At 62.0% G+C, this 13,125-nt stretch carries 11 protein-coding genes; 5 read left to right on the forward strand and 6 right to left on the reverse strand.

Translation table 11 applies throughout. From position 1 onward, the window contains the following. Positions 1-197: 197 nt before the first annotated feature. On the reverse strand, positions 198-1,403 hold the full coding sequence (locus tag PspCFBP13508_RS13120; RefSeq protein WP_137214749.1) for an MFS transporter: 1,206 nt from the start codon (positions 1,401-1,403) through the stop codon (positions 198-200). A gap of 118 nt (positions 1,404-1,521) precedes the next feature. On the opposite strand from PspCFBP13508_RS13120, the gene PspCFBP13508_RS13125 reads away from it, so the two are divergent. Beyond that, entirely contained in the window at positions 1,522-2,421 is a 900-nt protein-coding gene (locus tag PspCFBP13508_RS13125) for a LysR family transcriptional regulator (protein WP_137214750.1), read from the forward strand. 92 nt (positions 2,422-2,513) lie between these two features. Continuing rightward, positions 2,514-3,368, forward strand: a complete 855-nt coding sequence (locus tag PspCFBP13508_RS13130; RefSeq protein ID WP_137214751.1) for a DUF2242 domain-containing protein — start codon at positions 2,514-2,516, stop codon at positions 3,366-3,368. A gap of 389 nt (positions 3,369-3,757) precedes the next feature. On the opposite strand, the gene PspCFBP13508_RS13140 is transcribed toward PspCFBP13508_RS13130, so the two are convergent. Further along, a complete protein-coding gene (locus PspCFBP13508_RS13140) occupies positions 3,758-4,798 on the reverse strand; it encodes an AraC family transcriptional regulator (protein WP_137214753.1) in 1,041 nt (346 codons plus the stop codon). Positions 4,799-4,801: 3 nt separating this feature from the next. Next, positions 4,802-5,932, reverse strand: coding sequence for a carbon-nitrogen hydrolase family protein (locus PspCFBP13508_RS13145; RefSeq protein ID WP_137214754.1), 1,131 nt, complete (start codon positions 5,930-5,932; stop codon positions 4,802-4,804). Between the two features lie 210 nt (positions 5,933-6,142). On the opposite strand from PspCFBP13508_RS13145, the gene PspCFBP13508_RS13150 reads away from it, so the two are divergent. Further along, positions 6,143-8,182 carry an NADPH-dependent 2,4-dienoyl-CoA reductase gene (locus PspCFBP13508_RS13150; protein WP_137214755.1) on the forward strand — a complete coding sequence of 680 codons (2,040 nt, stop codon included), beginning with the start codon at positions 6,143-6,145 and terminating at the stop codon, positions 8,180-8,182. A 178-nt stretch (positions 8,183-8,360) separates the two neighbouring features. Further along, positions 8,361-9,287 carry a pyridoxal-phosphate dependent enzyme gene (locus tag PspCFBP13508_RS13155; protein WP_137214756.1) on the forward strand — a complete coding sequence of 309 codons (927 nt, stop codon included), beginning with the start codon at positions 8,361-8,363 and terminating at the stop codon, positions 9,285-9,287. Positions 9,288-9,290: 3 nt separating this feature from the next. On the opposite strand, the gene PspCFBP13508_RS13160 is transcribed toward PspCFBP13508_RS13155, so the two are convergent. The 3 genes from PspCFBP13508_RS13160 to PspCFBP13508_RS13170 form a co-directional block, all read right to left on the reverse strand. Next, complete coding sequence (locus PspCFBP13508_RS13160; protein ID WP_130911137.1) at positions 9,291-9,839, reverse strand: cytochrome b; 549 nt, start codon at positions 9,837-9,839, stop codon at positions 9,291-9,293. Positions 9,840-10,035: 196 nt separating this feature from the next. Further along, a complete protein-coding gene (phnX, locus tag PspCFBP13508_RS13165; RefSeq protein WP_137214757.1) occupies positions 10,036-10,863 on the reverse strand; it encodes a phosphonoacetaldehyde hydrolase in 828 nt (275 codons plus the stop codon). Between the two features lie 141 nt (positions 10,864-11,004). Beyond that, positions 11,005-12,114: a 2-aminoethylphosphonate--pyruvate transaminase gene (locus tag PspCFBP13508_RS13170; RefSeq protein ID WP_137214758.1), complete on the reverse strand. Its 1,110-nt coding sequence runs from the start codon at positions 12,112-12,114 to the stop codon at positions 11,005-11,007. A 113-nt stretch (positions 12,115-12,227) separates the two neighbouring features. Between PspCFBP13508_RS13170 and PspCFBP13508_RS13175 the strand changes: the two genes are divergently transcribed. Continuing rightward, entirely contained in the window at positions 12,228-13,088 is an 861-nt protein-coding gene (locus PspCFBP13508_RS13175) for a LysR substrate-binding domain-containing protein (protein ID WP_137214759.1), read from the forward strand. Positions 13,089-13,125 lie beyond the last annotated feature (37 nt).

The raw sequence follows: 13,125 nt of genomic DNA on the forward strand, positions 1-13,125 counted from the left end.
CGGTCCAACTGTAGGAGCTGCCGAAGGCTGCGATCTTTTGATCTTGCTTTTGCTTTTCCGTGGGAGCTAGCCTGCTGGCGATGGCGGCGTGTCAGCCGCCCGATCTGCAGCTGACTGACTCGGTTCAAATGTGGGAGCTGGCTTGCCAGCGATAGCCCTTTTCTCACGACTGATCTCTTGCAGGACACCCCGCAATCTCACCGCCCCGACGCAAACCCATGCCCCCTGGCCATCACCGCCGCATACAGCGTCAACACCAGCAACCCCGCAACAATCCAGGGAAATGTCCCGACCCCGACATTCCCCATCAACAACCCGCCCGCCAATCCTCCGCCGGCAATACCGACATTCCAGAGTGTTACCAGCATCGATTGCGCGGTGTCGGCTGCTTGAGAAGCAGTTTTCGCTGACGCGGTTTGCAGGAGCGACGGCATTGCGCCGAATGCCAGTCCCCAGACGCTAACGGCCGCGTAAACCACGCCGGGCGATGCGCGCCACAGAGCCAAGGCTATCGCCGCGAGCAGGAACAGTGCCGCGCTCCCGAGTACCAGTTCACGCAACCAGCGATCGATCAGGCTGCCGACGATCCACAGGCTCAGCACCGAGGCCAGGCCAAACGCCAGTAGTACACGGTCAATTTCCGAAGCCAGGCCAGAAGGTTGCAAAAACGGTGCGATGTAGGTGTACAGCAGGTTATGCGCCACGACGTAGGACAAGGTCACAAACAGCACCGACCTTATGCCGGGGAGGGTAAATACCTGACGCAAGGGCAGGCGCTTTCCTTCAGGTTCGCCGGCGAAGTCCGGGACTCGAATGTGCACCCAGATCACCAGCACTATTGTCAGCGCCGTCATGATCGCAAAGCTCAGTTGCCAGCCCACCATCGTTCCCAATAGCGTCCCGGCTGGTATGCCAAGGGATAACGCCAGTGGCGCGCCGAGCATGGCGACGGTGATGGCGCGGCCTTGCAGATGGGAAGCGACCATGCGGCTGGCGTATCCGGCCAGGAGCGCCCAGAGCAGGCCGGCGAAGATGCCAGCGATGAAACGTGCGCCCAGGGTCAGCCAGTACAGCTCGGACACGGCAGTGATGCTGTTGGCCACGGCGAAGCCGGCGATGGCGGTCAACAGCAATGGTTTGCGGCGCCAACTGCGGGTGGCGATGGTCAGGGGGATCGCTGCGAGCATTGAGCCGACGGCGTAAAGCGTGACCAATTGCCCGATCAGCGCTTGAGATACGTTCAGGCCGGCGCTCATTTGTGGCAGCAGTCCCGCTGGCATCGCTTCGGTCATGACAGTGATGAAACCTGCCGTGGCCAACGCCAGCAGTGCGCCGTAGGGCAGGCGTTCGCGGTTTTCGGTCGGTTGCGCAAGCGCAGAGGAGGCGAGGTGTGCGTCGGTCATGTTGCTGCGTCTCTGTTGTGGTCAATGTCGAGACACAGGGTAGGGCGCTGCGCATTGCGGAAAAACAGGTTAGGGTTCCGAACATATCGGACATGGATGTCATTAATCGGAGGTGTGAATGGATAGCCTGGGCAGCATTTCGGTATTTGTGCAGGTCGCCGAGACTCGCAGTTTCACCGAGGCCGGCCGCTTGCAGGGCGTGTCATCGTCGGCGGTTGGCAAGAGCATTGCGCGGCTGGAAGCGCGGCTTGGCGTGCGCTTGTTCAATCGCAGCACTCGCAGCATCACCCTGACCTCGGAAGGCGCGTTGTTTCTCGAGCGTTGCCGCAGGATTCTGGCGGAGGTGGAGGCGGCGGAGTTCGAGTTGTGCAATGCCACCTCGGCGCCCCACGGTCGGCTGCGGATCAGCCTGCCTCAGGTGCACGAACTGGTTATGCCGGTGATGACCGAATTCATGGCGCTATACCCGCACATCGAGCTGGATCTGGACCTCACCGACCGTATGGTCGATGTCATTGATGAGGGTTTCGATGCGGTGATTCGTACCGGCAAGCCCAAGGACTCGCGGCTGATGGCGCGGCCGTTGGGCGAGTTTCATCTGGTGCTGGTGGCGAGCCCGGAGTATCTGCAACAGCGGGGCGAACCACGTACACCGGGCGATCTGGCCGATCACGTCTGTTTGCGCCACACCTTCCATGCTACCGGCAAACTGGAAGCCTGGCCGTTGCGCCGCGCGGAGGGGGCGCCGGAACCGATATTGCCGCTGCGCCTGCTCAGTACCTCGATCGAGGCGGTGCAGCATGCGGTGCTCGCCGGGATGGGCATCGCCTGTCTGCCGGATTTCATGGTGCGCGAAGCGGTGCGCGAGGGTCGCTTGCGCCGGGTACTTGATGAGCATGTCGAGCACGCGGGACAGTTCTGGGTATTGTGGCCGTCGAGCCGACAAGCCACGGCGAAATTGCGCGCGTTGATCGATCATTTGTCCACGCGGCTTTTTCCCGGCGCTCATGACCGGTAAAGTTGTAACCGATTCTTGACACTATTCCATGCGCCATGGGGCGGCGATCTGTTGCACAATACGCCCCGGACTGTTTTCCCTCAGGATGTTCAATGTTGATTTCCACTCCCATGCGTGTTGTCGGGCTGGCGCTTTTGTTGACTGCGGTGGCCGGTTGTTCGAAGGACAAGCCGATCTATGAGCATGAGAACTTCGATGACTCCGGCACCTTTTCGCGCAATTATCCGGTAACCGACACCGCCAGTTGCGAAGCGGCCCGGCGTGCGTTGCTCAGTCAGGGCTACATCATTACCAGCAGTGATCCGAAACTGGTCAGCGGTCACAAGAGTTTCCAGCAGACCGGCGAGACGCACCTCGAGATCAGCTTCAACGTGGTCTGTGCCGAAGATGGCAGCGCCGGGCATCACGCGACGGTGTTCGCCAACGCCTTGCAGGACCGTTACGCGCTGAAGAAGACCAACAACTCGGCCAGCCTCGGGGTTGGCGTACTGGGCTCGGTGTCGATGCCGATCGGCTCTTCGGACGATTCGATGGTCAAGGTCGCCAGCGAGACCGTCACCGCGCAGAAGTTCTACGAGCGTTTCTTCACTCTGGTCGAGCAATTCCTGCCAGCCGATGCGAAGAAAGCGGCGCATATCGAAGAAAAACCGAGAACCGACTTAGGTGTGCCGGAGCCAAAGGCCGCGCCTGCACCTGCTCCTCTGGCGCCTTCAGCGGAACCGGCAGCAACGCCAGCGCCGGCTGCGGAACCTGCACCGGCCCCGGTTGAAGCCGCGCCAGTGAGCTCCGAGCCCGTGGTGCCGCCCACGGAAACGGCGCCGATCACGCCAGCGCCAGTGCCCGTTGAAGAACCGGCGCCGGCCAGCGAGACCATCACACCACCGACCAACCCGGATATTCCGCCACCGTCCGAGCCGATTCCGGCGATGCCTGCGTCGGGCCAATAAGAAATCAAGCGAAACCCTGTGGGAGCGAGCCTGCCCGCGAAGGCGGTGTATCAGTCGACAGATGATCAGACTGACACACCGCCTTTGCGAGCAGGCTCGCTCCCACAGTGGTTTACGGGTTGGCTTAAGATCTGGTTACACACCTGCGACATTATCTCCGCGATAAATCCCTAACCACCTGCTACGTTTTATTGATGAAGGTCGCGTTTCACTTTTCCTTCACACGGGCACTTTATGCTCGGGGCACTGGTCGATTGATCAGGCCATTTTCACAGCGAGCAGTTGGGGGGATTTATACGATGGATGAGTATCAGGAAGAACTGCTCGAATATCAGGCCTTTGAACTGGATCAACCAGAGCCGACAGACGACGCGACGGAGCTTTGAGCTTCAGGCTCCCGAGCGGTAATTTCGTCGGGATTCGCCGGGCGTCTGCCCGCTCCAGCGTTTGAATGCGCGTTGGAAAGCTTCGGCTGAGGCGAAGCCCAGCAGGTAGGCGATTTCGCCGAACGCCAGTTCGGTGTCGCGGATATAGGTCATCGCCAGGTCCCGGCGTGTGTCATTGAGGATCGCGCGGAACTGCGTGCCTTCCTCGGCGAGTTTGCGCCGCAAGGTCCAGGTCGGCAGTTTCAGGCGTGCCGCGACTTCTTCAAGATCCGGCTCGCGGCCGCCATTGAGCAACGGGCCGAGCAATTGGGTGATGCGCTCGCGCAGGCTGCGGGTGCGGGTCAGCTGTTCCAGCTCGCGCTCACATAGTTGCAGCAAATGTCGCCAGGTGCTCGCGCAGTGTTCTGGATTGCGCAGGGCGAGGCTGCTCAGGCTCAGCCGCAGTTGATTGCGCTCGGCGCTGAACTGGATCGGGCAATCGCCGAGTACCGCGTAAGCCTCGCGGTAGTCCGGCGCTGCGAACTCGATTTCGATCCGCTCGGCGCGCAAAGTTTCGCCGCACAGGCTCGACAACTGATGCAGCCAGCCAGCGAGGATCGAGTCGACCACGAAGCGGTTATAGGCGTTGTACGGGCTGATCGAATAGAAGCGCAACCACGCACCGTTGGCGTCTTCGTGGAAACTGGACTGCCCGCGATAGTTCGAGCCGTAAAGCGGCTCGAAGCGAGTCAGGCAGCGGGCCGCTTCGCGCACGGTGGGCGCTTGCGCGGCGGTGATACCGGCCAGGCCTGCCTGATTCAAGCGGATCATCCGCCCCATGCGCAGGCCCAGGGCCGGATCGCCGGTGAGTTGAATCGCCGCATGGCCCAGGCGCATGTAACGCGGGATCGACAAGCGCGCCCCGGCCTCGGCCAGCCGCGCGGCATCGAGGCCGTATTGCTCAAGCAGAGGCAACGGGTCGGCGCCATGGCTACGCACGGCGTCGGCCAGACTATGGACGAAGCCCACCGACAGATCCCCGAGGCGCATCGGCTGTGGCTTCATGGTTTACAGCCAGACGTTCAGCAAACGCGCACCACGGGCCTCGCCATCGGCGAACTGCTGGCCGTTGCTGCTGAGGAAGCTTCTACCGGTACTCGGCTTGTCCCAGAACTGCCCGCGCATGAACACACTGACGCCGGCAATCGCGCGGCTGCTCGGCGGTTGCGCGGTCAGGGTCAGTCGATGCCAGGCCTGACCTTCGCTGAGGTCGCCGGGCTTGAGGCTGACCGACCCCGGCGTGCTCGAACCCTTGTAGCCGCGCCATGGTTTATCCCAGGCGCCATGGCCGATGACTTGCGCCGGCACGGCCACCAGTTGCGCGCCTTGTTCATCGAGGGTGCGGTAGTTGCCGGGGTACCAGCTGTCGCTGCCGATCAGGATGCCCAGGCGTCCGGCCGGGGTGTCGACAACCTGGATGGCGTGCTTGTCTTCGGCCTGAAGCACTCCCTGCTGGTCGAAAATCGGGTGCATCTGCCGTTGCGGCTGGCCCAGCGGTATGCCGTCGCGACCAAACACCACGCTGCTGTTGAACAGGGCGCCGCTGCCGGGCTTGAGCTGGCCGTCGCGGATGCTTGGCTCCGGCAGCACGATGGAGCCGGCGACCAGGGTGACCTGAAACTCCTTGGCCAGACCGCCGAACAGCGCCTGGTAATCCTTGGCCATGGCTTTGGATTTCATCCGCAGATAAGCATCGTCCAGACGTTGCTCGCCCTTGGCCCGCAGCCAGGCACGGGCAAAAAGCAGTGGATTGCTGGCCGCCAGCCAGTTCATTGCCTCCGCCAGCGTTGGCGCCTGATACAGCTCGTCTTTCTCGCCGCTGATCATCAGCCAGGTGCCGACGTGCTCGGGCAATACCACCACGGTTTTTTCGTTGAGCAAGCCTTGCTCGCGGGCCTGCTGAAGATACGCCGCAAGCTTGCGGTGCAGGCGTCCGGAGCTTTGGTAATCGGTGGGGAACAATTCGGGCTGGATGCCGAGCAGATTGCCACGGTCGCCGGGCGTGCCCTGATCGACGGCGAGCTTGATGCGCAGATCCGACAGGTAATGCCCCGCCGGCCGGTCTGCCGCCCACATGGCGTAGGTGGTCAGGACGGCAACGAGGGCCATGGAGAAAAACAGATACAGAAGTTTGCGCATGAAGAACCAACAACAGCCGGGTACAGGATGTGCCGACTAGGGTAGGGCCCATGGCTCGGGTTGCCAAGGGGCGCTGTGCATTTGGATCAATAACTTGTCAGTTACGGTCATTGAGTGACAGCGGTGCGACTCTTAGTCTGTCGAGCATGAACTGATGGGGGACGCAGAGCTCCCGCAATTTTTCCGTGATCGCTCGTTGTGGAGTTACCGATGACCGCCGCTCATTACCCGCATCTGCTGGCCCCGCTGGACCTGGGATTCACCACGCTGCGTAACCGCACCCTGATGGGCTCGATGCACACTGGCCTGGAAGAAAAGCCGGGTGGCTTCGAACGCATGGCGGCGTACTTCGCCGAGCGTGCCCGTGGCGGTGTCGGCCTGATGGTCACCGGCGGCATCGGCCCCAATGATGAGGGCGGCGTGTATTCCGGCGCGGCCAAGCTGACCACCGAGGAAGAAGCGCTCAAGCACCGCATCGTCACCCGTGCGGTGCATGAGGCGGGCGGCAAGATCTGCATGCAGATTCTCCACGCGGGCCGCTATGCCTACAGCCCGAAACAGGTAGCGCCGAGCGCGATTCAGGCGCCGATCAACCCGTTCAAGCCCAAGGAGCTGGACGAAGAGGGCATCGAAAAGCAGATCAGCGATTTCGTCACCTGCTCGGTATTGGCGCAAACCGCCGAATACGACGGCGTCGAAATCATGGGTTCGGAAGGTTATTTCATTAACCAGTTCCTCGCCGCCCACACCAACCACCGCACCGACCGCTGGGGCGGCAGTTACGAAAACCGCATGCGCCTGCCGGTGGAAATCGTCCGCCGCGTACGCGAAGCCGTTGGGCCGAATTTCATCATCATCTTCCGCCTGTCGATGCTCGATCTGGTCGAAGGTGGCAGCACCTGGGATGAAATCGTCATGCTGGCCAAAGCCATCGAGCAGGCTGGCGCGACCATCATCAACACCGGTATCGGCTGGCACGAAGCGCGGATTCCGACCATCGCCACCAAGGTTCCGCGTGCGGCGTTCAGCAAGGTCACGGCCAAGTTGCGCGGCTCGGTGAGCATTCCGCTGATCACCACCAACCGCATCAATACCCCGGAAATTGCTGAGCAGATCCTTGCCGAGGGCGATGCCGACATGGTCTCGATGGCCCGGCCGTTCCTCGCCGACCCGGATTTCGTCAACAAGGCTGCCGAAGGCCGCGCCGATGAAATCAACACCTGTATTGGCTGCAACCAGGCGTGCCTCGACCACACCTTTGGCGGCAAGCTCACCAGTTGCCTGGTCAACCCGCGCGCCTGTCATGAGACTGAGCTCAACTACCTGCCGGTGCAGCAGATCAAGAAAATCGCCGTGGTCGGTGCCGGCCCTGCCGGTTTGTCCGCTGCCACCGTGGCCGCCGAGCGCGGTCATCAGGTGACGCTGTTCGATTCGTCCAGCGAGATCGGTGGCCAGTTCAATATCGCCAAACGCGTGCCGGGCAAGGAAGAGTTTTTCGAAACCCTGCGCTACTTCAAGCGCAAGTTGCAGACCACCCATGTCGAGGTGTGCCTCAATACTCGCGTCGACGTGGCGAAGCTGGTTGAAGGCGGCTACGACGAGATCATTCTCGCCACCGGTATCGCCCCGCGCGTGCCGGCGATTCCGGGTGTCGAGAATGCCAAGGTGTTGAGTTATCTGGACGTGATCCTCGAGCGCAAGCCGGTTGGCAAGCGTGTCGCGGTGATCGGGGCGGGTGGTATCGGTTTTGACGTTTCGGAATTCCTCGTCCATCAAGGCGTCGCCACCAGTCTGGATCGCGCGGCGTTCTGGAAAGAGTGGGGCATCGATACGCAACTGGAGGCCCGTGGTGGTGTGGCGGGAATCAAAGCGGCGCCGCATGCGCCGGCCCGTGAGGTGTTCCTGTTGCAGCGCAAGAAGACCAAGGTCGGCGACGGTCTGGGCAAAACCACCGGCTGGATTCACCGCACCGGTCTGAAGAACAAGCAGGTGCAGATGCTCAACAGCGTTGAATACCTGAGCATCGATGATCAGGGCTTGCACATCCGCATCGGCGAAACCGGCGAGCCGCAATTGCTGGCGGTGGACAACATCGTGATCTGCGCCGGACAGGATCCGTTGCGTGAGTTGCATGACGGTCTGGTCGAGGCCGGACAGAAAGTGCACTTGATCGGCGGCGCGGATGTCGCGGCGGAGCTGGATGCCAAGCGCGCGATCAACCAGGGTTCGCGCCTGGCGGCTGAGCTCTAGAAATACCGCGTAACCTGTGGGAGCGAGCCTGCTCGCGAAAGCGGAGTGTCAGCTATAAAGACTTCGACTGACACGACGTCTTCGCGAGCAGGCTCGCTCCCACATTGGTGTACGGCGAATGGCAGGATTTTTGCGGCTCGCTGTTAAAATGCCGGCACTTCAAACAGAATCGGCATTTATGCTTTCGCCTCCCCCCGACTGGCTACCCCTGGCCCCTCTCGACCCCCTGCATCTGGACTGGCTGACAACCGCCGGCGTCGAAGTCGCGATCCTGCGCCTCGACCGGATCGATCCGCTGATCAGCGGCAACAAGTGGTTCAAACTCGTCGAACACCTCAAAGCCGCAGAGCGAGCCGGCGCCGAGGGCATCATCAGCCTTGGCGGTGCGCATTCCAACCACCTGCATGCGCTGGCGGCGGCGGGCAAACGGCTGGGCTTCAAAACCGTGGGACTGCTGCGCGGGCACCCGCAGGACACGCCGACGGTGCAGGATCTGCGAGCTTTCGGCATGCAGTTGCATTGGCTGGGTTACGCCGGCTATCGCGCGCGGCACGAAACTGGGTTCTGGACACCATGGCAGGCGCAATATCCGACGTTGCACGCGGTGCCCGAGGGCGGTGGTGGACTGGCCGGCGCGCTGGGTTGCGCAGCGATCAGCAAGCAGGTCGATGAACAGTTGGCCAAGTTGGGCTGGGATGATTTCGACACCTGGTGGCTGGCCTGTGGCACAGGCACAACCCTGGCCGGACTGGCGCTCGCCGAGAAAGGCAGGCGCTCACTGTATGGCGCGCTGGCCGTGCCGGACGATCACGGGGTAGCGCCGAACATCGAGTCGATCCTTGCGCAAGCCGAAGCTACCGCGTCGGGCTATCAGTTGATTGATGCCAGCCGTGGCGGTTTCGCCAAGGTAGACGAGGCGTTGCTGACCTTCATCGAACAGACCGAGCAGGCCAGTGGTATCCCTCTGGAACCGCTATACACCGGCAAGGCTTTGCTGGCGCTCCGGCAACGTATCGAATCCGGTGGATTCGCCGCCGGCACGCGTCTGATCTTCATCCACACGGGTGGCCTGCAAGGGCGACGCGGGTTTGCCGCAACGCCCTGACGCTCAGCCGCGCTTGGGCATCATCCGCAGAAGGGTGTTATCGCGCACCACGTAATGGTGATAAATACCCGCCAGCGCATGCAGGCCGATCAGCCAATAGCCGAGCGTGGCGACCAGCACATGCCAGCCTTCGACTTGCTTGGCGAACGCCTTGTCTTCACCCACCAGCAGCGGCAGATCGAAACCGTAGAACATCACTTGATGGCCCTCGGCGCTGGTGATCAGCCAGCCCAATATCGGCATGCTGAGCATGAACAAGTACAACGCCCAGTGCATCAACCGCGCCACGATGGTTTGCCAGGCGGGTGACGCGGGGAAGATTTTCGGCGCAGGGCCGAGGCTGCGCGCGAGCAGGCGAAACCAAACCAGCACGAATACGGTGAGGCCGAGCAAATAGTGCATTTCGCGAATCAGCGTGCGGCCGCCGCTGCCCTTGGGGAAGAAACCACGCAATTCCATGCTGGCGTAAACCAGCACCAACAACACCAGCATCAGCCAATGCAGCAACACCGAAACGGTGCTGTAACGCGATTCCGAGCTTGTCCACGGCATACGTTGCTTCCTCACGGGTCAGGGATGAAACCGACCGTTCTTGAGTGACGGCATGGGTTAACTGTAATCCGCTTTGGCTGTTTTGCCCGAGGCTGACTGGACTTTCCCTGCGCTGGATCAGCGGTTTGTGCATTCTTCATGAAAAAACGCCAGTGTCGCGAGGGACACTGGCGTTTTTCGGTGATGCGCGGCGCGATCAGCTCGATTGCGGCATCTCGCCGTTGCCCAGACGCTTGTTGATGTCGGCGATCACTTGCGGCAGATCGCTGATGGTGTCGATCATGTAATGCGGGCGCGAACTTTCAAACAGCGCGTGGATGCGCTGGCGTTCGCTGGCCAGTTCGTCGCTACCCAACGCGCGGAAACCTTCATAGTCCAGGCCCAGCGCATTGCCCGAGCAAATCAGCGCAACCGTCCACATGCCGGCCCGGCGACCTTCGAGAATGCCCGGCACGGTGTCGTCGATCTTCACGCATGCCGCGACATCGTCGATGCCCAGAGCGATCACGTTGGCCAAGGCTTGCGCCGGCCATGGCCGACCGTTGGGCACTTCGTCGGTGGCGACCACGTGGTCGGCGACGTAGCCGTTGCTGGCGGCGAGTTCGACGACTTTGTCCATGACTGCTTTCGGGTAGCCGGAGCAGGAGCCGATCTTGATGCCTTGCGTGCGCAGTTGGGCGATGGTGTCCAGCGCGCCGGGAATCAGTGCCGAGTGCTCGGCGATTTTCTCGATCTGCAACGGCATGAAGCGGTTGTAGATAGCGGTGACGTCATCGTCGGTCGGCGTGCGGCCGAACACCTTGCGATAACGCTCGGCCACTTGCGGCTGATCACAGAGGGTGCGGATGTGATCCCACTTGCCCATGCCCATCGGCCCACGGGCTTCTTCGATCGATACCTGGACATCGAATTCGGCGAAGGCTTCGACGAAGATCTGCGTCGGCGCGAACGAGCCGAAATCGACCACGGTACCGGCCCAGTCGAGGATCGCGGCTTGCAGCTTGCTTGGATTGGTGTAGTTCATGGCAATCAATTCCTGAGTTGTAATGCAGTTCAAATGTGGGAGCGAGCCTGCTCGCGAAAGCGGTCTGACATCAGCCTATGTGTCGCCTGGGACGACGCTTTCGCGAGCAGGCTCGCTCCCACAAGGGATTTTTGGTGGGGCTCAGATGTCGAGCACTTCCATCTCGCGCAGCACTTCACCCACTGCTGCCACGGCCTGGCGCATTTCGTCCGGGGTGACGTGGCCGATGCAGCCGACGCGGAAGGTTTCGACCTGGGTCAGTTTGCCGGGATAGAGGATGTAACCTTTGGCCTTGACCCGCTCGTAGAAGTCCTTGAACTGGTAACGCGGATCCTGCGGCGCATGGAAAGTCGCGATGATCGGCGCCTGAATCGCCGCCGGCAGGAAACTGCGCAAGCCGAGCTTGTTCATCTCTTCCATCAGCGCCTGACAGTTCGCCGCATATCGCGCATGCCGCGCCGGCAGGCCGCCTTCTTCGCTGTATTGCAGCAGTGCTTCGTGCAGCGCCGCGACCACATGGGTGGGCGGGGTGAAGCGCCATTGCCCGGTTTTCATCATGTAGGCGTGCTGGTCGTACAGGTCCATCGCCAGCGAGTGCGAGTTGCCAGCCGCGGCGGCCAGGGATTCCTTGCGGGCGAAGACAAAACCCATCCCCGGCACACCTTCCAGGCATTTGCCGGAGGCGGCGATCAGCGCGTCGAATGGCACTTTTTGCGCATCCACCGGCAATGCGCCGAAGGAGCTCATGGCGTCGATGATCAGGCGTTTGCCGTGTTGCGCGACGACCTCGGCGATTTCCGCCAGCGGATTGAGAATGCCGGTGCTGGTTTCGCAGTGGATCAGCGCCACGTGGGTGATGTCAGCGTCGGCGCGCAGCAAACGGTCGACGTCAGCGGCGGTGGTCGGTTCGTCTTCGGCGGTTTCGAAGGTGCTGAACGAGCGGCCGAGCACTTCGCAGATCTTCGCCAGACGCTTGCCGTACGCGCCATTGATCAGCACGAGGATTTTGCCGTCACGCGGCACCAGTGTGCCGATCGCCGCTTCGACGGCAAAGGTGCCGCTGCCCTGTAACGGTACGCAATGGTGGATGGCGGCGCCGTTGAGGATGGCCAGCAATTGCTCGCACAGGCTGGCGGTCAGCTGGTTGAAGCGGTCATCCCACGAACCCCAATCGACCATCATGGCCTGACGGGTGCGGGCCGAAGTGGTCAACGGGCCGGGAGTGAGCAGAATCGGTGCGGCGGTACTCATTCGTGTGTCCTCGCGAAAACGCTGTGGGATGAAGCTACGGGGCCTACGTTGCAATTCGCCGTTGCATCAATCAAATTGTTTGTTGTTATGCCAGCCATCAGTGAGGGTTATTCATGAACCTGTTTCAGCTCCGTGCCTTCGATGCCGTGGCCCGCGAAGGCAGCTTCACCCGCGCGGCTGCGCGGTTGTTCATCAGCCAGCCGGCAGTCACCGGACACATCAAGGCACTGGAAGAGCATTACCAGATCACTTTGCTGCGGCGTACCGCGCGACGGGTGGAGCTGACCGAGGAGGGCACCAAACTGGCGGCGATCACCCGCGCCATGTTCGGCCTGGCGGAAGAAGCGCAGACGCTGCTCGAGGCGAACCGGCAGTTGTTGACCGGGCGTCTGGAGGTGGCGGCGGATGGGCCGCACATGGTCATGCCGATGCTGGCGAGCCTGCGCGCACGCTACCCGGGGATCACCGTGAACCTGCGTCTGGGCAATGCCCAGGAAACCCTGGCGGCGCTGTTGTCGGAACACGCCGATGTAGCGGTGCTGACCGAGGTCGAGCCGCGCAAGGGCCTGCATCTGCAAGCACTGAGCGAGTCGCGGATCTGCGCGCTGGTGCCGGCGGGGCATCGCTGGGCGAATCGCTCCGGAGAAGTGAAACTCAAGGAGCTGGACCAAGTGATCATGGTCCTGCGTGAGCCGAGTTCGATTACTCGGCGCACTTTTGATCAAGCGTGTGCGCAGGCCTCGATTCAGCCGCGGGTGTTGCTGGAGCTGGACAGTCGTGAGGCGGTGACCGAAGCGGTCGCGGCCGAGTTGGGTGTCGGTGTGGTGTCATCGGTGGAAGTCAGCCATGACCCGCGCGTGGTGGCGATCCCGATTGCCGGGGCAGGGCTGGTGAACCGGCACATGATCGGCTGCATGGAGCGCCGGCGCGAGTTGCGCTTGATTCAGGCCTTTTTTGATCTGGCGCCAGCCTGAATACCGAGGCGACTCCTTCGCGAGCAGGCTCGCTCCC

This window comes from Pseudomonas sp. CFBP13508, assembly GCF_005233515.1.
GTDB classification, from domain to species: Bacteria; Pseudomonadota; Gammaproteobacteria; order Pseudomonadales; family Pseudomonadaceae; genus Aquipseudomonas; species Aquipseudomonas mercuritolerans.

Excerpts from the sequence above, each read along its gene's own strand:
- PspCFBP13508_RS13120 (WP_137214749.1), bottom strand. The coding sequence starts at position 1,403 with ATGACCGACGCACACCTCGCCTCCTCTGCGCTTGCGCAACCGACCGAA.
- PspCFBP13508_RS13125 (WP_137214750.1), top strand. The coding sequence starts at position 1,522 with ATGGATAGCCTGGGCAGCATTTCGGTATTTGTGCAGGTCGCCGAGACT.
- PspCFBP13508_RS13130 (WP_137214751.1), top strand. The coding sequence starts at position 2,514 with ATGTTGATTTCCACTCCCATGCGTGTTGTCGGGCTGGCGCTTTTGTTG.
- PspCFBP13508_RS13140 (WP_137214753.1), bottom strand. The coding sequence starts at position 4,798 with ATGAAGCCACAGCCGATGCGCCTCGGGGATCTGTCGGTGGGCTTCGTC.
- PspCFBP13508_RS13145 (WP_137214754.1), bottom strand. The coding sequence starts at position 5,932 with ATGCGCAAACTTCTGTATCTGTTTTTCTCCATGGCCCTCGTTGCCGTC.
- PspCFBP13508_RS13150 (WP_137214755.1), top strand. The coding sequence starts at position 6,143 with ATGACCGCCGCTCATTACCCGCATCTGCTGGCCCCGCTGGACCTGGGA.
- PspCFBP13508_RS13155 (WP_137214756.1), top strand. The coding sequence starts at position 8,361 with ATGCTTTCGCCTCCCCCCGACTGGCTACCCCTGGCCCCTCTCGACCCC.
- PspCFBP13508_RS13160 (WP_130911137.1), bottom strand. The coding sequence starts at position 9,839 with ATGCCGTGGACAAGCTCGGAATCGCGTTACAGCACCGTTTCGGTGTTG.
- phnX (WP_137214757.1), bottom strand. The coding sequence starts at position 10,863 with ATGAACTACACCAATCCAAGCAAGCTGCAAGCCGCGATCCTCGACTGG.
- PspCFBP13508_RS13170 (WP_137214758.1), bottom strand. The coding sequence starts at position 12,114 with ATGAGTACCGCCGCACCGATTCTGCTCACTCCCGGCCCGTTGACCACT.
- PspCFBP13508_RS13175 (WP_137214759.1), top strand. The coding sequence starts at position 12,228 with ATGAACCTGTTTCAGCTCCGTGCCTTCGATGCCGTGGCCCGCGAAGGC.